General features: G+C 52.8%; 24 protein-coding genes. 13 read left to right on the top strand and 11 right to left on the bottom strand.

Features of this window, described 5'->3' with window-relative positions; all coding sequences use genetic code 11:
• Nucleotides 1–172: transposase (locus L1D47_RS04680; RefSeq protein ID WP_239882384.1), on the bottom strand; the 172-nt coding region annotated here is incomplete at its 3' end.
• 339 nt (nucleotides 173–511) lie between these two features.
• On the opposite strand from L1D47_RS04680, the gene L1D47_RS04675 reads away from it, so the two are divergent.
• The 4 genes from L1D47_RS04675 (at nucleotide 512) to L1D47_RS04660 (ending at nucleotide 3,802) form a co-directional block, all read left to right on the top strand.
• A complete protein-coding gene (locus L1D47_RS04675) occupies nucleotides 512–814 on the top strand; it encodes a hypothetical protein (RefSeq protein ID WP_239882765.1) in 303 nt (100 codons plus the stop codon).
• Nucleotides 815–2,677, top strand: a complete 1,863-nt coding sequence (locus L1D47_RS04670; RefSeq protein ID WP_239882764.1) for a hypothetical protein — start codon at nucleotides 815–817, stop codon at nucleotides 2,675–2,677.
• Nucleotides 2,674–2,895, top strand: a complete 222-nt coding sequence (locus tag L1D47_RS04665) for a hypothetical protein (RefSeq protein WP_239882763.1) — start codon at nucleotides 2,674–2,676, stop codon at nucleotides 2,893–2,895. The genes L1D47_RS04670 and L1D47_RS04665 overlap by 4 nt, the downstream gene beginning before the upstream one ends.
• 145 nt (nucleotides 2,896–3,040) lie before the next feature.
• Nucleotides 3,041–3,802: a DNA adenine methylase gene (locus L1D47_RS04660; RefSeq protein ID WP_239882762.1), complete on the top strand. Its 762-nt coding sequence runs from the start codon at nucleotides 3,041–3,043 to the stop codon at nucleotides 3,800–3,802.
• 59 nt (nucleotides 3,803–3,861) lie between these two features.
• Here the strand turns inward: L1D47_RS04660 and L1D47_RS04655 are convergent, their stop codons facing one another.
• The gene (locus L1D47_RS04655; RefSeq protein ID WP_239882761.1) at nucleotides 3,862–4,161 is read right to left on the bottom strand and encodes an oxidative damage protection protein; all 300 of its coding nucleotides are present in this window, start codon (nucleotides 4,159–4,161) and stop codon (nucleotides 3,862–3,864) included.
• A gap of 2 nt (nucleotides 4,162–4,163) precedes the next feature.
• Nucleotides 4,164–5,222, bottom strand: coding sequence for an A/G-specific adenine glycosylase (gene mutY / locus L1D47_RS04650; RefSeq protein ID WP_239882760.1), 1,059 nt, complete (start codon nucleotides 5,220–5,222; stop codon nucleotides 4,164–4,166).
• A 283-nt stretch (nucleotides 5,223–5,505) separates the two neighbouring features.
• Here mutY and trmB point away from each other — a divergent pair, with 283 nt between their 5' ends.
• The 6 genes from trmB (at nucleotide 5,506) to L1D47_RS04620 (ending at nucleotide 11,375) form a co-directional block, all read left to right on the top strand.
• Complete coding sequence (trmB, locus tag L1D47_RS04645; RefSeq protein WP_239882759.1) at nucleotides 5,506–6,222, top strand: tRNA (guanosine(46)-N7)-methyltransferase TrmB; 717 nt, start codon at nucleotides 5,506–5,508, stop codon at nucleotides 6,220–6,222.
• 31 nt (nucleotides 6,223–6,253) lie between these two features.
• Complete coding sequence (locus L1D47_RS04640; RefSeq protein WP_041510421.1) at nucleotides 6,254–6,577, top strand: YggL family protein; 324 nt, start codon at nucleotides 6,254–6,256, stop codon at nucleotides 6,575–6,577.
• A complete protein-coding gene (glsB, locus tag L1D47_RS04635; protein ID WP_239882758.1) occupies nucleotides 6,577–7,491 on the top strand; it encodes a glutaminase B in 915 nt (304 codons plus the stop codon). The genes L1D47_RS04640 and glsB overlap by 1 nt, the downstream gene beginning before the upstream one ends.
• A 319-nt stretch (nucleotides 7,492–7,810) precedes the next feature.
• Nucleotides 7,811–8,641 carry a YggN family protein gene (locus L1D47_RS04630; RefSeq protein ID WP_239882757.1) on the top strand — a complete coding sequence of 277 codons (831 nt, stop codon included), beginning with the start codon at nucleotides 7,811–7,813 and terminating at the stop codon, nucleotides 8,639–8,641.
• 345 nt (nucleotides 8,642–8,986) lie between these two features.
• Nucleotides 8,987–9,928 (top strand): LysR family transcriptional regulator, encoded by a 942-nt coding sequence (locus L1D47_RS04625; protein ID WP_041510424.1) that lies wholly within the window; start codon nucleotides 8,987–8,989, stop codon nucleotides 9,926–9,928.
• 784 nt (nucleotides 9,929–10,712) lie between these two features.
• The gene (locus L1D47_RS04620) at nucleotides 10,713–11,375 is read left to right on the top strand and encodes a hypothetical protein (protein ID WP_239882756.1); all 663 of its coding nucleotides are present in this window, start codon (nucleotides 10,713–10,715) and stop codon (nucleotides 11,373–11,375) included.
• 135 nt (nucleotides 11,376–11,510) lie between these two features.
• Here the strand turns inward: L1D47_RS04620 and L1D47_RS04615 are convergent, their stop codons facing one another.
• The 8 genes from L1D47_RS04615 to L1D47_RS04580 form a co-directional block, all read right to left on the bottom strand.
• Complete coding sequence (locus tag L1D47_RS04615) at nucleotides 11,511–13,352, bottom strand: DUF885 domain-containing protein (protein ID WP_239882755.1); 1,842 nt, start codon at nucleotides 13,350–13,352, stop codon at nucleotides 11,511–11,513.
• A 121-nt stretch (nucleotides 13,353–13,473) separates the two neighbouring features.
• Nucleotides 13,474–14,613 (bottom strand): radical SAM family heme chaperone HemW, encoded by a 1,140-nt coding sequence (hemW, locus tag L1D47_RS04610; RefSeq protein ID WP_239882754.1) that lies wholly within the window; start codon nucleotides 14,611–14,613, stop codon nucleotides 13,474–13,476.
• On the bottom strand, nucleotides 14,613–15,212 hold the full coding sequence (gene rdgB, locus L1D47_RS04605; protein ID WP_041510428.1) for an RdgB/HAM1 family non-canonical purine NTP pyrophosphatase: 600 nt from the start codon (nucleotides 15,210–15,212) through the stop codon (nucleotides 14,613–14,615). Before rdgB ends, hemW begins: the two co-directional genes overlap by 1 nt.
• A 133-nt stretch (nucleotides 15,213–15,345) precedes the next feature.
• Nucleotides 15,346–15,780: a DUF4426 domain-containing protein gene (locus tag L1D47_RS04600; RefSeq protein WP_239882753.1), complete on the bottom strand. Its 435-nt coding sequence runs from the start codon at nucleotides 15,778–15,780 to the stop codon at nucleotides 15,346–15,348.
• Between the two features lie 86 nt (nucleotides 15,781–15,866).
• Nucleotides 15,867–16,157 carry a DUF167 family protein YggU gene (gene yggU / locus L1D47_RS04595; protein WP_041510430.1) on the bottom strand — a complete coding sequence of 97 codons (291 nt, stop codon included), beginning with the start codon at nucleotides 16,155–16,157 and terminating at the stop codon, nucleotides 15,867–15,869.
• On the bottom strand, nucleotides 16,158–16,706 hold the full coding sequence (locus tag L1D47_RS04590; protein ID WP_239882752.1) for a YggT family protein: 549 nt from the start codon (nucleotides 16,704–16,706) through the stop codon (nucleotides 16,158–16,160).
• A 60-nt stretch (nucleotides 16,707–16,766) separates the two neighbouring features.
• Entirely contained in the window at nucleotides 16,767–17,585 is an 819-nt protein-coding gene (proC, locus tag L1D47_RS04585; RefSeq protein WP_239882751.1) for a pyrroline-5-carboxylate reductase, read from the bottom strand.
• A gap of 81 nt (nucleotides 17,586–17,666) precedes the next feature.
• Complete coding sequence (locus L1D47_RS04580; protein ID WP_239882750.1) at nucleotides 17,667–18,368, bottom strand: YggS family pyridoxal phosphate-dependent enzyme; 702 nt, start codon at nucleotides 18,366–18,368, stop codon at nucleotides 17,667–17,669.
• A 35-nt stretch (nucleotides 18,369–18,403) separates the two neighbouring features.
• On the opposite strand from L1D47_RS04580, the gene L1D47_RS04575 reads away from it, so the two are divergent.
• The 3 genes from L1D47_RS04575 (at nucleotide 18,404) to hemH (ending at nucleotide 21,768) form a co-directional block, all read left to right on the top strand.
• Complete coding sequence (locus L1D47_RS04575; protein ID WP_041510434.1) at nucleotides 18,404–19,441, top strand: type IV pilus twitching motility protein PilT; 1,038 nt, start codon at nucleotides 18,404–18,406, stop codon at nucleotides 19,439–19,441.
• A gap of 12 nt (nucleotides 19,442–19,453) precedes the next feature.
• Nucleotides 19,454–20,566: a PilT/PilU family type 4a pilus ATPase gene (locus L1D47_RS04570; protein ID WP_239882749.1), complete on the top strand. Its 1,113-nt coding sequence runs from the start codon at nucleotides 19,454–19,456 to the stop codon at nucleotides 20,564–20,566.
• A gap of 188 nt (nucleotides 20,567–20,754) precedes the next feature.
• Nucleotides 20,755–21,768: a ferrochelatase gene (gene hemH, locus L1D47_RS04565; RefSeq protein ID WP_239882748.1), complete on the top strand. Its 1,014-nt coding sequence runs from the start codon at nucleotides 20,755–20,757 to the stop codon at nucleotides 21,766–21,768.
• The last annotated feature ends 255 nt before the right edge of the window (nucleotides 21,769–22,023 follow it).

Below are 22,023 nucleotides of genomic sequence, written 5' to 3'. Positions count from 1 at the left end.
TGGGGGATACGCCTTGCTGCTCCTGTCGAAGCTGGTTTACCCATTTACGCATGGCTGAATTACTGACGCCCATCGCGCTTGCAGCCTCAGTTATGCTGTATCCCTGTTTCGTTACCAGCTGCGCAGCTTCTAATTTGAACTCTGCACTGAATGTCGGTCTTGTGTTCTTCATTTCTACCACCTTTTCTCTGGAAGTGAGTCTATCACTTCGTCTATTCAGGTGGCCAAATTCACTATGCCACTACATTAACTACCCCTGTAAATGGTACGTCAGATACTCTCTCGATACCTCACATATTAACCCCACAGGTGATTAATAATGACATATCGAATGGTGCCGAAAGTGTTGCATTTCCATACGGTAGGGGTGTTGTTCCTGGCACTTATTTATCATCACTTGCCGCGTATTCAGATCAAGACATACCTTATGGTGAACTCATAGGCGGTGTTAATTACCGATTGATGAGGACTTACCATACCCCGTGCTTTTGGATAAATATGGAGGAGTGGTATGTCTAAGGTATACCATCAGATTTTCGGGCGCCCTGTCGTTTATAACCAAGCCATGATGGAGGTGACGACTGATCCAGCAGCAAAACGCCTGATGATTGTTGATAGGTTGTCTGGTGAAAAAATTTGGAATACGCCAACATCCCCTAGTCGCCTGTTGCGGTTGATAGTCCCGCTCAGGTTTGGCACATCAAATGAGCTGCTAGTCGGCATCATGGACGATGACAGGGTGAATAATGCCAAGTTTGTTGATGGTGTAAAGGCGCAAATAGTCGATGGCAATACAGTAAGAATGGCCAGATAAATGTTGGATCTAAGCTTTGATGGGCCATGGACTAATATTGAGTCACCGCTAACACTAGAGTTTGATCGTCAGCCGTTTAATGGCGTCACCCTCACATTTGATGAGCCATGGCCTAATGCACAGTCGCCAATCATTTTGCTGTTTGATGGTACACCTGTCGAGCCACCATCTGAGCCAACTAAACAGGTTTTAGGCATCAATGTCGGTGTTAGCTGGGCCGTCGAGCGGTTTATCCAGCAGCAGCTCGCCATGAATGAACATGCCGCAGTCGTCGATCACCGTGCCGAGATGGCATGGCGCGGTGATACCGAGCAGGCAAGAACGGCGGTAGGCTGGCAAGCCCAGCCTGTTGTCACTCAAGCCATCGCGCAAGGCTGGCGCGTTAAAATCGCTGCTACGCGCCGTTTAAGCATCAGATGGACGCTGCCTAAGTCGCACCAATCATCTGTGTATGAGCGCTGGGATCTCGGCGAGCCAAAGCAGCATAGTGCCGATGTTGCTTGGCATGCAGAAAAGGCGACTCAAATTGCCACCGCGCATCCTTGGATTGATGGTGAAAAGGCCGCGCAACACCACGTTGCAACTTGGCATGGTGAATCTACTGGGCAAGCTGTAGCCATTCGTTATGGATTCCCAGAGCCGCGCTGGATCTGCAGTAATCGCTGGGAAGACGTTGGACTAACCAAATCCCCGCTAGTGCTGCGCTTTGATGACGCCTACGTCAATAACCAGTCACCGCTGGTACTGCGCTTTGACGAGGTACCCGAGGTATGCCATTGGGACAACGGCGGCGGCTTCATACCAGGTAATCCAGTGCTACCAAGCCTAGACCTGAAAATCCCCATAGAACCCCAGATCCGCAGGAGTTATATCATGCAGCCTCAGATAAGTTGTATTAGGGTCAGCGATGGTTTGTCTATTGTGATCAAGTCTGTCTCGATCTCTAAGTCGCGTTCCCAGTGGGCCAGTAGCGGCAACCTGGCTTTTTCGTCGCGCATTGATGCCGAGCGGGCAGCAAATGAGCTGTTAAAGATCAGCATTAATGGCTATGACTTTTACCTATTATGCGAAGCCACCAGCGAAAGCAGGGGCTTTGGTCAGAGTCGCTACAGCGCGAGCTGCCGAGGTCGCTTTGCAGAGTTGTCTGCCCCCTATAAGAAGCCGGTTAACTATGTGAACACAACGGCCCGCAGCTTCATGGGGATGATGGGGGATATCGTCGAGAATATGGGCTGGACATTGGCAAGTGCGATCACCGATTACAATGTGCCAGCGAATGCCTTTAGTTATGCCGCTAAGACGCCAGCTGAAGCCGTAAATATGATGGCCAATGCCATCGGTGCCATGCTCGATATTGATGATGAAACCAAGACCATTACGGTGATCCCTCAGTGGCCAACCGTGCCGTGGGATGTTGCGAATGCTGTACCAGATGTGATCTTGCATGACGGCGTGATCCTGGATTTCACCAAGAAGCGTGTGATCCGCACCAATGCTAACGCTGTTTTTGTGCGAGGTGAGCAGCAAGGTGTAGCGGTGAAAGTGAAGCGCACTGGCACTGCGGGTGATGAATTTGCCGCCGATGTCGTCGATAAGCTGATCACCGACAACCAGGCTGGCAGAATGCGCGGTACCGTGGAGTTAGCTGAGGCTGGTAATAAGGTGCAGAACATCATTCGCACTAAGGTTATGGCAGACTTGCCGCCGATGCGCCCAGGTATGCTAATAGGCGTCACTGCGGGGGCGAGTGTGTTTAAGTCTGTCTGTGATGCCGTCACCATCAGTGCCAGTGTTAATGAGTCAACTGGAGCCGTCACGGTTAACCAGAACGTGACCTTGTTACGTAATGAGGTGGCCGCATGAGCAATATCTATCAGCGCCTAGCCAATCTGAACCCTAGGCCGCAGCGGGCGGTGGCGACAGTGGTATCAACAGCCAATGGCACCACCACAGTGCAGCATGTCGATGGTAGCTATCAGGTAGTGCTGGGAGACAGTGTGGCTAGCGGAAAGGTTTATATCATAGATGGGCAGGTTCAGGGCGCTGCGGCGGATCTGCCTTATTCAGTAATCGAAGTTTAAAAAGAGAGCGGCCCATCGGTGCTACCAACACCAACGGGCCGTCAACACACAGGAATGCACCCTGTGAGCCAACCTAAGGCTCTCTCACCGCGTCGACACGGCGGAGACGAGCCTACCATAAATAAACTCAAATGAGGAGGCTCACATGCCACAACCAGTTATCCCTTGGATGGGGGGTAAGCGTAGATTAATTAAGCATATTTTGCCGATGTTCCCTGAGCATCACACCTATGTGGAGCCATTTTGCGGAGGGGCCGCGCTATTCTTTGCCAAGGGCGAGGCCAGAGTAGAGGTGGTTAATGATATGAATGGCGATCTGGTCAATCTGTATCGAGTGATTAAATATCATTTGGAAGAGTTTTTAAGACACTTTAAATGGGCGTTAATAAGTCGGGAAGAGTTTCTCTGGCAGAAGGATACTAACCCAGAGACGCTAACCGACATCCAGCGGGCCAGCCGTTTCTATTACCTACAAAAGCTCGCATTCGGTGGAAAGGTTTCAGGACAGAACTTCGGGTGCTCGCCATCGAGGCCAGCAGGCTTGAATTTGTTGCGTATCGAGGAAGACCTAAGTGCGGCCCATCTTAGGCTGGCCAGGACTTACATCGAGAACTTGGATTGGTCTGATTGCGTTAAGCGATACGATAGGGATAAGACGCTGTTCTATCTTGACCCGCCATATTGGGCCACCGCTGGCTATGGTGTTGACTTCGACCTATCTCAGTACCAGCGCATGGCAGAGCTGGCCAAGAGTATCGATGGCAAGATGGTGATCAGCGTGAATGATGTACTAGAGATGCGAGAAGCTTTCGACGGGCTATCCATGAAGACTGTGGACATTAACTATACGGTAGGGGGGAACCACAAGGGGAAGGGGCGCAAAGAGCTGCTTATCTGGAACTGGTAGACGTACTAAAAAGGCCCATTGCGGGCCTTTTGCTTTTCTCATTTAGGCGAAACCTTTTCTCATTTTGGGCGGCGCGCTACATATTCGTCGTCTTTTTGCGGCACATAGCCTTCGATCTCTACATCTTTGCCCTCAAACAGGAAGTTCACCATCTGCTCTTCGAGGAACTTGCGATCGTCAACATTCATCATGTTGAGTTTCTTCTCATTGATCAGCATGGTCTGCTTGGCCTGCCAGAGCGACCAGGCTTCCTGGCTGATGTTGTCAAAAATTCGCTTACCGAGTTCACCCGGGTAGAGCTGGAAGGCTAGGCCGTCTGCCTCTTTCTTCAGATACTGGCAGTTCACTGTACGCGCCATGATTACTCCTTATTTGATACTGAACCTAAGCTGGAGAGGATCCGCTCGGTGGCGGCGGCAAGTCCAACCTTGGGTGGCTTGGCTATGTTATACCAGAGAGAGGCGCTCTCTTCCATGATCTCATGTGCGCTTGTGGCCTTGCGGGCGACAAATGCACTGATATCCAGATGGAAATGGCTGAAGGTATGACGAAAGCTATCAATTGGCTCCTGGCTAGTCAGTGTCAGGCCTTTATCTTCGGCAAAGCTCTCGAGTGCTTGCTGGCTGTCAAACTGTGGGAAGCACCAGAGCCCGCCCCAGATCCCAGCCGGTGGGCGTTTGCTCATCAACACACGATCTTCCTCTCTAATCACCAGCATAAATGCAAGCTTTTCGGGGATCTTTTTCTTAGGTTTCTTGCCGGGAAACTCTGTCTGACGCCCCATCAGCTGCGCCTTGCAGTCGATGGCGACGGGGCAGAGTTCACACTTAGGCTTAGAGCGGGTACAGATGCTGGCGCCAATGTCCATCATCGCCTGGTTGTATTGGGTTACCCCTATTTTAGGAGTTAAGGTTTGAGTGAGTTGCCACAGCTGCTCCTCTACCTCCCGCTTACCCGGCCAGCCGGCGATGGCGCCATGTCTGGCGAGCACCCGCTTGACGTTACCATCTAAGATAGGGTGATGCTGCCCAAGTGACAGTGAGAGCACAGCCCCCGCGGTCGAGCGGCCTATGCCGGGCAGGGCGAGTACCTGCTCGAACTCTGTGGGGAAGGCTCCATCATATTCGCTGGCAATTATCTGCGCGCACTTATGTAGGTTACGCGCCCGGGCGTAATAGCCTAGACCGGTCCAGTGGTGCAGCACTTCATCCTGATCGGCGTTTGCCAGATCTAATATAGTGGGGAAACGTGCCATAAAGGCTTCGAAGTAGGGGATAACGGTCGCCACCTGCGTCTGCTGCAGCATGATCTCGGACACCCAAACCTTATAGGGGGTCTTATCTTGTTGCCAGGGGAGATGCTTGCGTCCGAGTTTGTCGTACCAGGAGACTATGCGCTGGTGAAATTGCTCTGTTTTCATGGCGCTCAGTCTATAGAGGGGCAAGGTTTTTCTCAAGGCAAATGGCATTGCTAAGCCGGCATGACTCGCGCGCCATGGGATAATTGGTATACTTTGGCAACATAGGGCTTGCCTTAGCGCAGTAACTTTGGATAATGCCCTTCTTTTTATAATTTTCCAATCATATAAGTGTCAGGATCCCATGGGATCATATGAGTTGGTCAGTCGAGCCTTGAGCCGCTTGACGCTGACTTTTTCTCGGCGCTATATGGCCAACCACAGGCAGATCTGAGGCTGAAAGATAATGAGCGAAGTGACCACCGCAGAGTTTAACGAAGAGGGTAAATACCTTCGCAAAGTGAGAAGCTTTGTTTTACGTGAAGGACGTTTGACCAAGGGCCAGGCACAGGCCATGGAGCAACAATGGCCTATCATGGGGCTGGACTATTCGCCCGAGCCGCTGGATCTGGTCAAGGTGTTTGGCCGCGAGGCCGATACCGTATTGGAAATTGGTTTCGGCATGGGCGCTTCACTCGTCGAGATGGCCAAGGCCGCTCCGGAGCTTAACTTCATCGGTATCGAAGTGCACAAGCCCGGTGTCGGTGCCTGCCTGGCAGATGCGGCTGAGGCCGGTGTTACTAACCTGCGCGTGTTTCACCATGACGCCATCGAGGTATTGGAAAACAGCATTCAAAGCGGCAGCCTAGCCAGAGTACAGCTATTCTTTCCTGATCCTTGGCATAAGAAGCGTCATCATAAGCGCCGTATCGTGCAGCCCGAGTTTGCCCAGCTTATCCGTCGTTGCCTGAAGGTTGGCGGTGTGTTCCATCTGGCGACCGATTGGGAAAACTATAGCGAGCATATGTTAGAGGTGATGAGCGACGCGCCCGGTTATAAGAACCAGGCACAAGAGGGGGATTTTGTGCCCCGTCCGGATCATCGCCCTTTGACCAAGTTTGAGGCCAGGGGTCATCGTCTGGGGCATGGCGTCTGGGATCTGATGTTCGAGCGTACCGAGTAAGCTTTATTTCTATATAAAAGAGGGAATACACATGGCAACACGTAGTCGTCGTTTACGTAAAAAATTACGCATTGATGAGTTTCAAGAGTTCGGCTTCGATGTGAATTGGACCTTTGATGATTCGGTAACCGAAGAGCAGATCGATGCTATCGTCGACCAGTTTATCGACCAGGTGATCGAAGAGCGAAAGCTGGGTTTCCACGGTGGCGGCCATAAAGAGTGGGAGGGCATCATTGCCACTCAAACCATTGGCAAGTGCACCGAAGAAGACCGACAAGCCGTGAGTGACTTCTGGAAGAAGCAGCCGGCTAAAGATGTTGTGGTTAGCGAGCTGTACGACATCTGGTGGAACTAATGCCACAGAAGGACCTGCTCGAGACCATTATCGAGCAGGTGCGTCCTCTGCTGGGAAAGGGCAAGGTCGCCGACTATATTCCTGCCCTGGCGGAGGTCGATCCCACAAAGCTTGGGATCGCCGTGACCACAGTAGACGGTCAAACCATAGGGGCTGGAGACTATCTCGAGCCCTTTTCGATCCAGAGTATCTCCAAGGTCTTTAGCCTCACGGTCGCCCTGACTCTGTATGAGGAGGGGGAGATCTGGTCGCGTGTCGGCAAGGAGCCATCGGGGCAATCATTTAACTCCCTGGTGCAGATTGAGCTCGAGCGCGGGGTGCCGAGAAACCCCTTTATCAACGCCGGTGCCCTGATCATCGCCGACCTGCTGCAGAGTCGTCTCGGTGCGCCCAAGCATCATATGCTCGAGGTGGTGAGAAAGCTGAGCGCCGATCCCCATGTGATTTATGACAAGCGCGTCGCGGCCTCGGAATATGAGCATAGTGCCCGCAATGCGGCGATAGCCTATTTGATGAAATCGTTCGGCAACTTTAGCAACGATGTCGATAAGGTACTGAAAAACTACTTTCACTACTGCGCGCTTAAGATGAGCTGCGCCGATCTCTCAAGGGCCATGCTCTATCTGGCCAATCGTGGCCAGAGCCTTTCTGGGCAGCAGGTGGTCTCCCCCATACAGACACGTAAGCTTAACGCGCTGCTGGCGACATCTGGTCTGTACGACGGCGCAGGTGAATTTGCCTATCGTGTGGGCATGCCGGGCAAGAGTGGTGTGGGCGGCGGTATCATCGCCGTGATCCCTGGGGACATGAGCATCTGTGTCTGGTCGCCCGAACTCGATAAGAACGGTAACTCCCTGGCGGGCACTGCCGCGCTGGAGCGACTCTCCCAAGCCCTGGGCCGCTCTATCTTATAATAGAGCGCCTATCCGAGGCGCTCTTTTTATTCAGCCTTTTCACTCTTAGCCGATTTCTTTTTTCTCTTTTCTTCTCTTTTCTTCTATTAGCCGCCATTCCCTCAATGGTGAAATTTGCTAAAAACTGGCAGAAGGCTTTACTTTTCTGAGATCCTTGCCGACAGGCAGGTTTTACCTTATAACGCAAAATTTACCTAATCTATTGATTATATTAAATTAGTTAAAATTGGCACGATACCTGTATTGTTTGCTCTCAATGACACATGGTGCACCTTAAGCTTCACATCATGTGATTTTCAATGACTTAAGGATTAAGAATATGAAGAAATTGACCGCATCTCTTGGACTGACCGCTTTCGTACTTGCCACCACCAGTGCCGCCTGGGCAGGTGAGGATAAGGACGACCACATCTCGTTCGGCAGAGATGACAAGCAGTGTGAGGTCAGCCTTAACTATGATGTCTCGGTAGAGCCGAGCAAGCTGGTGGTCAGTGAAGCCAAAAAAGAGGTGTATCGCATCGAGCTTGGTCGTCTGTACGTTAACGGTGACAAGGTTGAGCTCAACGATAAGCAGCAGGCCCTGGTTAACCAATATGCAGGTGAGGTGTCTAAGCAGCTGCCCGAGGTGATCGACGTGGTGCATGACGCCGTCGATATAGCCTCTACCGCGGTTAGCATGGCGCTCACCCCTCTGTTAGGCGACGCCGCTGGCGCGAAAATTGATGAGATGATGGACGGCCTGTCTCAGCGTATCGACACGGTTGCCTACCAGAATGGCGACAAGTTTTACCTGGGCGCGACCGAATCTTCTATCGAAGATACCTTCGGTAAAGAGTTCGAGCAGGAGATGGAGCAGCTGGTGCAGAGCTCTATCGGTAGCATGATGATGACCCTGGGGAGCGAGATGATGAAGGGTGACGGTGAGAGCTTCGAAGAGAAGATGAACGCCTTCTCTGCCAAGATGGACAAGGTGGGCGACGATATCGAAGCCCAGATTGAACAGCAGGCAACGGATCTTGAAGCGCGCGCCGACAAGCTGTGTGACAACTTCCAGCAACTGGTTGCCTTAGAGTCTCAGATGCGTAGTGAAGTCCCGGCGCTGCGCGACTATCCACTGGTTAGTGCTAAGCAACAAACCCTGCGCGAATAAGTCGCAAACAATCTCCTCTGGCAAAGCAACATCCACATTTCCCTGCACTTACCTTGGGTGCAGGGCTTTTTTTATTCTGGGCCCGCCATTCTTATGACTTTTCCTCCACTCCTAACTGGGTGTATAGTGGCTAGAAAATAGGTATTAGAATCAAAGAGCAAATCTTTGGTATACTTGTAAAAAATAATAACAATGCTGGCGAAATTTCGATAACGAAATGGCTAACAGTCTGACTCTACTCTTAAAATAATCTGCATAGTCAAGGGGATAACTTCGAAGTCAGGAGGTATCTCTATGATTTATAATTGGTATTTATAGGGTCGCATACACCTTAAGGCTATTTAAATGTTAGAACTTTTAGAACCTATTGCAATTTTTACTCATGTTGCTCGTGCCGGGAGTTTTAGCTCTGCTGCGCGAAAATTGGGGATTTCTAAATCAAAGGTCAGTACTCAAGTTGCCGATCTTGAGCATAAATTAGGTGTTCAGCTGATACAGCGTACCACTCGGAGTCTGAGTTTAACCGAAGCCGGACAGCTACTTTATGCCCAGGGTGAAGAGTTGTTGCGCGATGCCGACCAGGCGGTTGCCAGCGTGCACAATCTTAACGATGCCACACGCGGTGTACTCAAGGTGGGGATCTCCCAATCTTTCGGTACCATGCACATCATTCCTGCCTTGCCCGATTTTATGGCCAGACATCCCGAGTTGGAGCTACAGGTAAGCCTGTTGGATCATAAGGTCGATGTGGTCAGTGAAGGTTTGGATCTGCTATTGACCATGTCTGAGCAGTTACCACTCGGCATGGTGGCCAGGCCGCTGATGAAGTGTCAGTTCCTGCTGGCGGCATCGCCTGAGTATGTTGCCAAGCACGGCTACCCTGAGCGCCCCGAACAGCTGGTGGATCATAACTGTCTGGTGTACCACGGTGAGTGGCATGAGCATAGCGTCTGGCAGTTTAAGAAGGGTGACGACTACTGCGAGATAGGTGTATCGGGTAATTTCAGGGTCGATAACGCCCCTGCGCTTAAGTCTGCCGCGGTAAGTGGCCTGGGGGTCGTCTATCTTGCCAGTTACCTGCTGGAAGATGAGATAGAGAAGGGCACACTGGTGCCACTATTGCCAGAATGGCAGTTAACTCACCATCTGCCACTGCAGGCCGTTTACCCAAGACGTAAACACCTGGCACCTAAAGTTAGCGCCTTTATCGACTTCATTAAGGATCATATCGGTTCGCCACCCTATTGGGATGAACCATACGCCGCCCTGTATGCGCAGCGTAAATAGCAGAATGGGGCTGAAAAAACAGCATTTTATCCATGTTGTTGTTAAGGTTTTTGCTGTTTTCAGTTATCAATAACTTAAAAACATTGTTCTGATAACAAGACGATAACCCCCGGTATTTTTTGTGTTGGGGGTTATCCTTTTATAATCATATAGTTGTACTGGCGTTACCACTCTATTTCAGGATGACTTATTTAGCTCAAACTAAAGCTTGAAAGTAATTCACGTTGCAGTCCGTTCTTAATTTAATACAATGGTGGAAGTTGATATCGGGATGACCTGATTCAGTTAACCGAGCCAGAGAATGACCCCTCTCTCGTTTGGTTACACAGGTCGGCGTTACTGCAATCTTGAATCAATGCTGGCAGCGGTTTAAGAACTAAAACAATGCTAGCCTTAAAACCATCATCCTAGTTTTGGTTTACCCCAGCAAAGATTGCTGGGGTATTTTTCTTTTAGCCCCTTATCTTTTCATCACCTTGCTTTTATCCTTCAATCCCCTAGGGCCTGTTTATCTTTCGCGTTCATTTTTGCAGGGTTCGTCTTGAGCACGTTCAACGCTTTGTTACTCGGCTTTTATATAGAATAACTATACTCCAAGCCTCCTGCCGCGATTTTAACGTGCTCAATTAGAACAAAAATCGTTCTCAAAAGGTCAGCAGGCCCTAGCCTTTTTGACCGCTCGATAAAGAGAATTTAATCTGTTGTCGATGGCACCTATATGCAGAGCAGGTTATTGTGCTGCACAGTTCAATCGAATCGGCCTCTAATGAGTAAAGGGATATTTATGGCTCGTAAACTACTGTTTTCAATTCTCGCCCTGGTTAGCTTAGTCATTCTGGCGGGCATCTACCGTTTTAACTTTACCCATGATGACCTCTATGTGGTGCAGGAGGATGGCAGTGTCGTCCCATTAGATGAAGATATCGACAGGGTCATGCTGACCCTCTTTAGCATAAAGACTCATGAGGGCTGGTCTATCAAGCTGCCCGAGTCCCAGTCCCAGTCCCAGGCCGAGGCGAGACTGACCCGTGTCGATCTCAGTGGCGACAGACGCTTTGCCAGTGGCGATTATCAGGATGGCCCAGAGCGTGGCAGCGTTCGCCTCGACTATATGAAGATGTTGACCCTCAACTATGCCAGTGACGCTGACCAGATGCTGTTTGTGGCGCCTTTCTTTGTCTCCAATCAGGGCAGTGGCGTGTTCGCCTACCTGGGCCTGTTTAATCTCAATCATAAACGCGGCGATATCGTGCAATTAGGCAGTGTTTTTATTGGAGACAGAGTCGAGATCCGTGACTTGCAAGTTGAAGAGCCACTCGATGTGATCTCGAGTGTGTCGCTGAGTTATCTCACCCATGGCGACGAGCAGAGTATGGCCGAGGCGCCTGCTAAGCAGGTGACTAAGCTTATTAAGGTGACGCCATCGGGCTTTAGTGAGCAGCACTAATGCCTTTGTGAATGCATGAGCCTGAGTTAATGGCTATTTGCGGGTAAATGTATAAAGTTGCGGGTAAATGTAGAAAGGCCGCTCTAGTTTAAGAGCGGCCTTTCTTATGGACAATCTTGAATATAAGGTCAGCGGTTAGGCCTTGTGGGCCCAGTTCATCACCTTAGATTCCAACACATCCAGCGGCAGCGGCCCGTTCTTGAGTACCAGGGTGTGGAACTCACGAATATCGAACTTATCTCCCATGATGGCCTTGGCCTTCTCGCGAATATCGACAATCTTGAGCATGCCTATCTTGTAGGCGGTCGCCTGAGATGGCATCACGATATGACGTTCAACCATCTTGATCGCATCTGACTCGGCATTCGGAGTGTTGTTGACATAGTATTGGATCCCCTGTTCGCGGGTCCAATGCTTAGCATGGATCCCGGTATCCACCACTAGGCGGCACGAGCGCCATAGCTCCATGGAGAGGCGGCCAAAGTCAGAGTAGGGATCTTTATACAGGCCCATCTCCTTAGGGAAGAACTCACTATACAGTCCCCAGCCTTCGATATAGGCGGTATAGCCACCGAACTTCCTGAATTTAGGGATCCCCTCTAGTTCCTGGGCGATGGCTATCTGCATGTGATGGCCCGGTGTGCCCTCATGGTAGGCGAGCGCCTCCATTTGGTATTTGGGCATGGCATCCATATCATATAGGTTGGCGTAGTAGGTGCCAGGGCGACTGCCATCGGGCGTCGGCTGATTATAAAACGCCTTACCGGCAGACTTTTCTCTAAACGCCTCGACCCGTTTGACTATCATGGGGGCCTTGGGTTTGACATAGAAAACCTCATCGAGACGCGAGGAGATGTTATCTATCAGCGCCTTGGCATCTTTGAGATAGGCGGTGCGGCCTTCTTCCGTGTCTGGATAGTAGAACTGCTTGTCTTCACGCATAAACTTGAAGAAGGCCTTGAGATCGCCCTTGAAGCCGACCTTCTTCATGATGGCGCGCATCTCCTGATGGATGCGGTCGACCTCGGCGAGGCCCAGCTGGTGGATCTCATCGGCAGTCATCTGGGTGGTCGTGGTGCGTGCCAGGGCGTTGTTGTAAAACGCCTCACCATCTCTAAACTTCCACACGCCGTCTTTGGTATCGGCGCGCTTCTCCAGGGTTTCTATGTAGGCGATAAGCTTGTCATAGGCGGGCTTGACCTTGGCGGTCAGCGCCTGCTTGGCCTCATCGAGCAGCTTATTGCGCTGATTATCCGCTATCGCAAGCTTGGCCACCTTGCGCTGAAAATCGGCCCAGATGGCGCTGTCATCCGCCTGGTCGAAGGGGGCGCCGCTGATGATGTTGCGGCTGTCGGACAGCACATAGGCAAACACAAACTTAGGCGCTATGATGCCGGCCTTGGCGCGTTCCTCTAATGCTTCTTCCAGCTGCTGCATATAGTGAGGCACGCCGTTGAGACGGCTGATATAGGCCTCGGCGTCGGCGACGCTGTCTATCTGATGTTGGTTAATCAGGAAAGAGGGCACCATGGCGTGGCCGCCATACATCTGGTTAACCGGGTAGTTATAAAGGCGCCACTTATAGTCCTTGATGCTCTCTTCAAGTTTCTGGGTCAGCAGGTCATAACTCAGCAGCGTCTGCGCATCTAACTTACTCTTATCTATCTGTTTGAGCTGCGCGAGATGTCGCTTATCTCTAGCCAGGCTCTCCTTATCGGCGGCTTCGCCTCGCTCATCCCATTTGCCGTAATCTGTCTTGATCCCAAGCTGGGTCTGACTCATGGGGCTGGCCATCACATTTTCCATGAAGATGGTTTCGAAGAGTTGGTTAGCCTTTTCCGATTCCTGCGCGCTAATCTTTTGTGCGGGTTCGCTGGCGCTAAGTAAGGGGAGTGAAACTGGCGCGGCGTGTACAGCGCCAGAAAGTAGTGTCGCCAAGGTGATGGCGAGCATAGTTGTTTTTGTTTTTATTGGCATAACTTTATCAGTTTAACTTGGCTTAGATTGACTAGTGCCTGTTATCCTAATAAAGCTGACGATTAAATATGCAAACTAAGTGTTAGAAAATGTTTCTGTTCCCCTCGTCTGAGGGGAAAGATTATTCGCAAAACAGTCCAAGTAGCTCGTTGACAAACATCTGTCCCTTGGGCGTAAGCTGCCAGTGATCGGCTTCTATGATCACCAGACCCTTTGCCGCCGCCCGCGCCATGCCGTCATCCAGTACATCCGCACAGAGGTCGGTGCGCTCCTCAAACTCCCGCCTAGGGATAGGCGACATCAACCTGAGGCGGTTCATCAGGTATTCCAGCGCCCTGTCTTCTGCTAACACCTCGCTCTTATCGAATAGATAATCACTGGCGCCCAGATAGCCCTTGGGATGCTTTATTTTCACCGTGCGGTAGATGCGCTGCTCATTCACTAGGGTTATCTTGCCGTGGGCACCGCAGCCTATCCCTAAGTAGTCACCAAACTGCCAGTAGTTAAGGTTGTGACGACAACGATAACCGGGTTTGGCGTAGGCGGAGATCTCATACTGTTCATAGCCGAGCGCGGCGAGGCGTTGCTGGCCCTGCTCATAGATCTGCCAAAGCGCCTCGTCGTCCGGCAACTGTGGCGGCTTAGAGTGGAACAGGGTATTGGGCTCTATGGTGAGCTGATACCAGGAGAGGTGAGGCGGATTGAGGGCCGCCGCCTTATCGATATCGTGCATCGCCTCCTCGAAGCTCTGATTGGGCAGGCCATGCATGAGATCCAGGTTAAAGCTCTGGTAACCGGCCTGGGCGGCCTTGGTGGCCGCGACCTCAGCCTCATGCTTGTCGTGAATTCTGCCGAGCAGATTCAGCTTGTCGCTGGAAAAACTCTGCACCCCGATAGAGAGGCGAGTCACCCCGGCGGCGCGATAGGCGCTAAAGTCATCGTGTTCCAGGGTGCCCGGGTTGGCCTCCATGGTGATCTCTATATCTTCTGCAAAGGGGATCTGCGCCTTGACGCCTTCGAGCAGACGTCTTATCTGAGCGGCATCGAACAGCGACGGCGTGCCGCCACCGATAAAGATCGAGTGCAGGCTGCGCCCCTGAACATAGGCGGCATCATTAGCCAGATCGGCGAGCAGGTTGTCCACATAGGCCTGCTGCGGCAGCTCACCATGTTGACCATGGGAGTTGAAGTCGCAGTAGGGGCATTTCTGCACGCACCAGGGGATATGGATATAGAGGCTGAGCGGAGGAAGCTTAAGCATTAGCCGAGAACACCCTTGGCCTTGAGCTCGGCCAGTAGCAGCTGCATCGCCTTGCCTCTGTGGCTGAGGGCATTCTTCTCGTCGCTGCTTAGCTCGGCGGCGCTGCACTCATGCTCGGCGGGAATAAAGATAGGGTCATAGCCATGGCCGTTGTCGCCCCTTGGCTCGAAGCCGATAGTCCCTTCCCAAGATGCCTGGCAGATGATGGGCGTCGGGTCTTTGGCGTGGCGCATATAGACCAGGATGCACTGGAAGCGGGCGCTGCGCTTGTCGCTGTTAGCCAGCGCGCCCAGTAACTTGTTGTAGTTATCGCTGTCACTGGCGCCTTCGCCGCCGTAGCGGGCCGAGTAGATCCCTGGCGCACCCTCTAAGGCATCAACCTCCAGGCCGGAGTCGTCGGCGATGGCCGCAAGGCCCGTTACCTGGGCGGCATGACGGGCCTTAATGATGGCGTTCTCGACGAAGGTGGTGCCGGTTTCCGGGACTTCTTCGACCTTAAATTGGCTCTGTGGCAGGACCTCGATGCCAAACTCGGCAAGGATTTCTGCAAACTCTTTCAGCTTACCCTTGTTGCCGCTGGCTAATACGATTTGATTCATGTGATGTGACTCGTTGTGACTGCTTTCTCGATGGCCGCCATGATACCCAAGCTGGCGGGGAAACGATAGAGTCACAGGGGCAAATAGCAATAAGCCGCGCTAAGCGCGGCTCGAAGTATGGAGACAGGTGAGCCTAGTTAACGTAAAACTTCTGCTTAAACTTCAGCTGGGTGTTGAGCTTGTTGCCATATTTGATGGCAATCTGAAAGTTGATCTCCTGATCGTCCCGGTAGGGCACCTCGGCGATGTAGTAGATAGCCTCACCCTCGCAGATCTCCTTGAAGGTCAGCTCTACCCTGGCATCGAGCAGGTTGTTGGCGATCCCCGAGATCTCAACCGGTATCGCCGGATTCCCCTCGGTGCTGGTATCGAGCACCGAGATGTTGATTAGGCCGGTATAGCTGCTGCGTTTGATGCCGTAGGTCTTGGCGATGGAGGGGGTGATGAAGGTGCTGCCCAGGGCAACATAGTGGATATCAAAAGTGCCGACGCTCTGTTTCTGCTCCGCCGCGGCATTGCCCATGCTAAGCAGTGTCAGCGCCAGGGCACAAAAAAGGGTACGTATCATGGTGAACTCCTGTCACGGGATAATTGATTCTAGTATAGCTATTAAAGTCTTAGGCTGCGGTGCCCTGGCTTATTTGCTTACACATTTCATGGGATTAAGGCCAAGATCTCCGCGGGGATCTCCTTGGGCATTACCACGCGGATCTGCTTGTGGCGCCCAAGTTCTCCCTTCTCGATAAGGATATTGCCCTTAGCCGTCTTAAACTGTTTAGACAGAAACTTACACAGGTGGGCATTGGCCTTGCCGTCGATAGGTGGGGCGGTAATGGCCACCTTAAGCTCGTCGCCATGGGGACCAACAATCTGGTCCCGGCTGGCCTTGGGCTGAATATAGAGCCTGATGACGAGGTCATCCTGCTCTCGTGTCACTAGCGCCATCTAGACGTTGGCCCAGAAGGGAACGTATTGCGACAGCAGCTTGTTGATGAAGATCAGGCCGAACATAAAGATCATCACCGAAAAATCTAGGCCGCCCATGGGCGGGATCACCCGGCGGATAGGGGCGACCAGCGGCTCGGTCAGCTGCGCCATCACCATCTCAATCGGGTTATGTCCCTGGCTGACCCAGCTGAGAATGGCACGCAGGATCAGCATCCAGAACAGCAGCACGCCTGCCTGTTTCAGCACTGAGACCAGGGCGACCAGGAGTATGATAGGTAGGTTGATGGCGGCGCCCGCCATCAGGCTGAGGATCACAAACTTAATCACAACGACCGCCAGGGCGAGTACCACCGAGGCGGTATCAAGTCCACCCAGCGGCGGCAGGAAGCGGCGCATAGGGCCGACGATAGGATGAGTCGCCTTGACCACAAACTGGCTGAAGGGGTTGTAAAAATCGGCGCGGGCCAGCTGTAACCAGATACGAATGATGACTACCATGAGGTAAAGGTCAAACAGGGTGTTCACTAAAAAACTTAATGCATCCATTGTGTTTCTCTACTTGTTTGTATCGAATAAAACTAGGGTTAAGCCTATATAAGGCCAGCCCTAAAACTGCTTCGCCATCTCCTGGGCCCTGTCCATGCAGTCGTGCATGGCGGTGCGCACTATCTCCCTCAGGCCGGCGCGCTCGAACGCCGCCAGCGCCTGCGCCGTGGTGCCTCCCTTAGAGGTGACATTCTCCCTTAGTTGCGCCGGTGAAAGCTGTGGATTCTGCTTCACCATAGAGGCGGCGCCCAGGGCGGCCTGCTGCACCATCTCGCGGGCTGTCTGCTCGTCGACGCCATCGCGTTTGGCACTGTCAATCATAGCCTCCATCATAAGGAAAAAATAGGCCGGCGAGCTGCCCGCCAGGGCGATCACCTGATTGAGATCTTCTTCCTTGTCGACCCATACGGTTTCGCCGCCTGTCTGCATCAGCTGCTCACACAGCTGACGGTCCTGCTCGCCCACGCCTGGCTCGGCGTAGAGCCCGGTCATGCCGAGGCCTATCTGAGTCGGAGTATTTGGCATGGTGCGGATAAGCTGAATGGGCTGCTTGAAGAAGGCGTGGTAACGCTCGGCACTGACCCCCGCGGCGATGGTGACGATAAGCTTGTCTTTAAGGTTTAGCTCGCTCATCGCCTCGCACACCTGCTGCATCAGCTGTGGCTTGACCGCCAGCACGATAACGTCGGCCTCATCGGCGGCCTTCAGGTTGTCGTGGGAGACCTGGATGCCTAAATCCTGTTTCAGGGCGATGAGTTTGCCTTCGCTTGGGTTGGTGGCATGAATAAGCTGCGGTGCATAGCCGCCCTTGACCAAGCCGCTGGTGATGCTGCGGGTCATGTTGCCCGCGCCGATAAAGCAAATCTTCTTCTGTGTCATAAGGGTCTCTATTTATTCGTCTAACTATCTATATTTGGGCGCTTAGGCTAATTACAAGGGCTAAGCCTTAGGCGCGATATTCTAGGCTTTGGCATAATCCCGGGCGCCGAAGATGGCGCTGCCGATCCGCACCATGGTCGAGCCCGCGGCAATCGCCTGCTCCAGGTCCTGGCTCATCCCCATGGAGAGGGTATCAAGCTCTGGGTGCCGCTGTTTCAGCGCGTTAAATAAGGTCTGCATCTGACTAAACTCGGCGCGCTGCACGGCCTGGTCATCTGTGGCGGTGGGAATCGCCATCAGGCCTCTCAGGGTCAGCTTGGGCAGGGAGGCGATGACCTCGGCCAGGGGCGCAACCTCGTCGAGCTTGACACCCGACTTGCTCTCCTCCTGGCTGACATTCACCTGGATGCAGACCTGCAGCGGCGCAAGGTGATCGGGGCGCTGCTCGCTCAGGCGCCTGGCAATCTTCTCCCGGCTCAGGGTGTGCATCCAGTCGAAGTGTTCGGCGATGGTGCGTGTCTTGTTTGACTGCAGCGGGCCGATGAAGTGCCATTCGATGTCGTTATGGCTTTCGCGCAGGGCATTTATCTTCTCTTCACCCTCCTGGACATAGTTTTCACCAAAAAGTCGCTGCCCGGCATCATATGCCGCTACTATCTGATCTATGGGCTTAGTTTTACTGACCGCCAGCAGCTGAATCTCCTTGCTATCACGTGATGAATTTTGCGCCGCTTGAGCGATTCTTTGGTGGGCGTGGGCCAGTCTGTCTGCTATTGTTGTCATGTTGTAAGTTTTTGGTTGAATGGATATCCCATACTATGGAAATCACAGAGTTACTTGCCTTTAGTGTAAAACACAACGCGTCGGATCTACACCTTTCTGCGGGAGTATCTCCCATGATACGTGTTGATGGTGAGGTCAGAAAGATCAATCTGCCTGCCCTGGATCATCAAGGCGTACACAGCCTCGTTTATGACATCATGAACGACAAACAGCGTAAAGATTATGAAGAGCATTTAGAGATAGATTTCTCGTTCGAAGTGCCCAACTTAGCCCGTTTCCGTGTGAACGCCTTTAACCAGTCGCGCGGCGCCGCGGCCGTGTTCCGTACCATTCCCAGCGAGATCTTAAGCCTGGAGAAATTGGGCGCCCCTGAGATTTTCAAGAAGATTGCCAGCTTTCCCCGTGGTCTGGTGTTGGTCACAGGCCCAACCGGTTCGGGTAAGAGTACCACCCTGGCCGGCATGATAGATTATGTGAACGAAAACCGTCACGACCATATCCTGACCATCGAAGACCCTATCGAATTCGTGCACCAGAACAAGCAATGTCTTATCAACCAGCGTGAAGTGCACAGACACACCCACAGCTTCAACGCCGCGCTGCGAAGTGCACTGCGTGAAGACCCGGACGTGATCCTGGTGGGTGAGATGCGTGACCTCGAAACCATTCGCCTGGCCATGACGGCGGCGGAAACCGGTCACCTGGTATTTGGTACCCTGCACACCACCTCGGCGGCGAAGACTATCGACCGTGTGGTCGACGTATTCCCTGAGGGTGAGAAGAGTATGGTGCGAACCATGTTGTCAGAGTCGCTACAGGCGGTTATCTCCCAGACCCTTATTAAGAAGGTGGGCGGTGGCCGTGTGGCGGCGCACGAGATCATGATGGGTACCCCGGCGATTCGTAACCTTATCCGTGAAGATAAGGTGGCGCAGATGTACTCGGCTATTCAGACGGGTATGGCTCACGGCATGCAGACCCTAGACCAGTGTCTGCAAAATCTGGTCAGTCGTGGCCTTATTACCCGTGAAGATGCGATGGCCAAGAGTTCTAATAAAAACGCTAGTTTCTAATAAGGTTTGAGTATGGAAGTTCGTCCATTTTTAAAGGTGATGGTAGAGCGTAAGGCGTCGGATCTGTTTATCACCGCCGGCTTTCCCCCCAGTGCTAAGGTCGATGGTGAGGTGCGTCCCCTTGCCGAGAACCCCTTTACCCCGGCCCAGGCGCTGGAGTTTGTCGAATCCTTGATGACTGAGGCCCAGCGTAAAGAGTTTCACGAGACCCGCGAGTGTAACTTCGCCTATGGCGAGAAAGGCCTGGGGCGTTTTCGTGTCAGTGCCTTCTGGCAGCGTGAGTCGCCAGGCTGCGTGATGCGTCGCATTGAGACCAAGATCCCGCTGGTTGAAGATCTTAAACTGCCACCTATCTTGAAAGATCTGGTGATGAGTAAGCGTGGCCTTATCATCATGGTGGGGGGGACGGGTACGGGTAAGTCGACCTCGCTGGCGGCCCTGGTGGGTTATCGTAACGCCAACGCCCGTGGCCATATTCTGACCATCGAAGATCCGGTGGAATTCGTGCACGACCATCGCAAGAGCATCATCACCCAGCGTGAGGTGGGCATAGATACCGACTCTTTCGATGCCGCGCTTAAGAGCTCGCTGCGTCAGGCGCCAGACGTGATTCTCATCGGTGAGATCCGTACCCAGGAGACCATGGAGTTTGCCCTGTCGTTCGCCGAAACCGGTCACCTGTGTATGGCTACCCTGCACGCCAACAACGCTAACCAGGCGCTGGACCGCATCATGCACCTGGTGCCCGAGAGCAAACACCAACAGCTGTTGTTCGATTTATCGCTAAACCTTCGCGGCATCGTGGCGCAACAACTGGTGCCTAAGAGCGACGGTACGGGGCGCCGGGCGGCCATCGAGGTGTTGATCAACACCCCAAGGGTTGCCAGTATTATCCAGAAGAACGAGCTGCACCTGCTTAAGGAAACCATGGCGAAATCCAACGAGCAGGGGATGCAGACCTTCGACCAGGCGCTGCTTAAGCTCTATGTGGAAGGAGAGATCAGCTACTCGGATGCGCTGCACTACGCCGACTCGCCAAACGATCTGCGCTTGATGATCAAGCTGCAAAGCTCAGAGTCGGCCAGTTCAGGCTTCATGGAAGGCGTGACGCTGGATCTTGACTAGCCTCTTAAAGTACTTTGAAAAAACCGATAATGCCGTTATCGGTTTTTTTATGTGTGGCGATTGATCTCTAAGGGGCCCAGCCGCGTACTGAAGCCCATGCATCATTAGCCTCGGCTAGCCAGGCACCTAGGCGTCCAGGCGCAAAGAAGAAAGCGCCTTGGGCAACACAGATAAAACAAGGAATCACTTTGGCAAAATACTTTGGATTAAATAAACAGCAGGGCCATGGTGGTCGTGGCAAGACCACAGTGCTGCTGATGAATCTGGGCACACCGGACGCGCCAACCACGGGCGCGGTGCGGCGTTATCTGGCGGAGTTTCTGTCTGACCCTCGCGTGGTCGAGATCCCTAAGCTTCTGTGGATGCTGATCCTCCATGGCATCATACTCAGAGTCCGCCCGGCCAAGTCGGCGGCCCTGTATCAGTCTATCTGGACCGAGCAGGGCTCACCCCTGATGGCCATCACTAAGGCCCAGCGCGACAAGCTTCAGCAAAGCCTGAGTGACGCGGGCATGGCGGTCAATGTGGATTTTTGCATGCGTTACGGTCAGCCGAGCGTCAAGGAGACGCTGAAAAAGCTGCATGCAGAGGGCTGCGACAAGCTTATCGTCTTGCCTCTTTATCCTCAGTACGCCGCGCCTACCACGGCTTCGGCATTCGATGCTATGGCTAAAGAGCTGACCACCTGGCGCTACCTGCCGTCGCTGCATTTTATCAACAGCTACCACGACCACCCTGACTATATTGCCGCGCTGGCCGAGTCTATCGCCGAGGATTTTGCAAAGCATGGCAAGCCTAAGAAGTTAGTGCTTTCTTACCACGGCATGCCCGAGCGTAACCTGCATCTTGGCGATCCCTACTACTGCCTGTGCCAAAAGACCACCCGCCTGGTGGTCGAACGCCTAGGGCTAGCCGAAGAGGAGTATGTCACCTCCTTCCAGTCGCGCTTCGGTAAGGCCAAGTGGCTCGGCCCCTACACGGATGCTACCCTGGAAGCCCTAGGGAAACAGGGCGTAGATGATGTCGCCATCGTCTGTCCCGCCTTTAGCGCCGACTGTCTGGAGACACTAGAGGAGATAGAGCATGAAAACCGCGCCGTCTTCACCCAGGCCGGTGGTAAGAAGTATCGTTATATTGCCTGCCTCAATGACAGGGATGATCATATCGAGATGATGGCGAATTTGGTGAAGCCGTATCTTTAGCTGAGTTAGGTTAAAGGGGGGGGGAGTTGCACATCAGCTTTGCAGCAGGCTTGATTGTTATCTGTTTAGCGTATTGAAGGTTGTACCTTCACTTCCATCAATTGCCTGCAGCAGGCTTATGTGCAAGCACTCTTTTGGCACGGTGAGTGAAGCATAGCTTCGAGCTTACGAACGAGAGGCATGGATGCCGAACTGGCAGTTAAACAGGGACGTTGTTGGAGCACGTCCTTGGAGGCTTCGCGATGGAGTTATCAC

The organism is Shewanella sp. Isolate7 (assembly GCF_022398425.1).
GTDB lineage: Bacteria > Pseudomonadota > Gammaproteobacteria > Enterobacterales > Shewanellaceae > Shewanella.
This window is presented reverse-complemented; position numbering and strand designations above follow the sequence as displayed.

Excerpts from the sequence above, each read along its gene's own strand:
- L1D47_RS04600 (WP_239882753.1), bottom strand. The coding sequence starts at position 15,780 with ATGATACGTACCCTTTTTTGTGCCCTGGCGCTGACACTGCTTAGCATG.
- L1D47_RS04655 (WP_239882761.1), bottom strand. The coding sequence starts at position 4,161 with ATGGCGCGTACAGTGAACTGCCAGTATCTGAAGAAAGAGGCAGACGGC.
- hemW (WP_239882754.1), bottom strand. The coding sequence starts at position 14,613 with ATGCTTAAGCTTCCTCCGCTCAGCCTCTATATCCATATCCCCTGGTGC.
- L1D47_RS04675 (WP_239882765.1), top strand. The coding sequence starts at position 512 with ATGTCTAAGGTATACCATCAGATTTTCGGGCGCCCTGTCGTTTATAAC.
- L1D47_RS04615 (WP_239882755.1), bottom strand. The coding sequence starts at position 13,352 with ATGCCAATAAAAACAAAAACAACTATGCTCGCCATCACCTTGGCGACA.
- trmB (WP_239882759.1), top strand. The coding sequence starts at position 5,506 with ATGAGCGAAGTGACCACCGCAGAGTTTAACGAAGAGGGTAAATACCTT.
- glsB (WP_239882758.1), top strand. The coding sequence starts at position 6,577 with ATGCCACAGAAGGACCTGCTCGAGACCATTATCGAGCAGGTGCGTCCT.
- L1D47_RS04640 (WP_041510421.1), top strand. The coding sequence starts at position 6,254 with ATGGCAACACGTAGTCGTCGTTTACGTAAAAAATTACGCATTGATGAG.
- L1D47_RS04660 (WP_239882762.1), top strand. The coding sequence starts at position 3,041 with ATGCCACAACCAGTTATCCCTTGGATGGGGGGTAAGCGTAGATTAATT.
- rdgB (WP_041510428.1), bottom strand. The coding sequence starts at position 15,212 with ATGAATCAAATCGTATTAGCCAGCGGCAACAAGGGTAAGCTGAAAGAG.
- L1D47_RS04670 (WP_239882764.1), top strand. The coding sequence starts at position 815 with ATGTTGGATCTAAGCTTTGATGGGCCATGGACTAATATTGAGTCACCG.
- L1D47_RS04620 (WP_239882756.1), top strand. The coding sequence starts at position 10,713 with ATGGCTCGTAAACTACTGTTTTCAATTCTCGCCCTGGTTAGCTTAGTC.
- L1D47_RS04580 (WP_239882750.1), bottom strand. The coding sequence starts at position 18,368 with ATGACAACAATAGCAGACAGACTGGCCCACGCCCACCAAAGAATCGCT.
- yggU (WP_041510430.1), bottom strand. The coding sequence starts at position 16,157 with ATGGCGCTAGTGACACGAGAGCAGGATGACCTCGTCATCAGGCTCTAT.
- L1D47_RS04665 (WP_239882763.1), top strand. The coding sequence starts at position 2,674 with ATGAGCAATATCTATCAGCGCCTAGCCAATCTGAACCCTAGGCCGCAG.
- L1D47_RS04590 (WP_239882752.1), bottom strand. The coding sequence starts at position 16,706 with ATGGATGCATTAAGTTTTTTAGTGAACACCCTGTTTGACCTTTACCTC.
- L1D47_RS04575 (WP_041510434.1), top strand. The coding sequence starts at position 18,404 with ATGGAAATCACAGAGTTACTTGCCTTTAGTGTAAAACACAACGCGTCG.
- proC (WP_239882751.1), bottom strand. The coding sequence starts at position 17,585 with ATGACACAGAAGAAGATTTGCTTTATCGGCGCGGGCAACATGACCCGC.
- L1D47_RS04570 (WP_239882749.1), top strand. The coding sequence starts at position 19,454 with ATGGAAGTTCGTCCATTTTTAAAGGTGATGGTAGAGCGTAAGGCGTCG.
- L1D47_RS04625 (WP_041510424.1), top strand. The coding sequence starts at position 8,987 with ATGTTAGAACTTTTAGAACCTATTGCAATTTTTACTCATGTTGCTCGT.
- mutY (WP_239882760.1), bottom strand. The coding sequence starts at position 5,222 with ATGAAAACAGAGCAATTTCACCAGCGCATAGTCTCCTGGTACGACAAA.
- L1D47_RS04630 (WP_239882757.1), top strand. The coding sequence starts at position 7,811 with ATGAAGAAATTGACCGCATCTCTTGGACTGACCGCTTTCGTACTTGCC.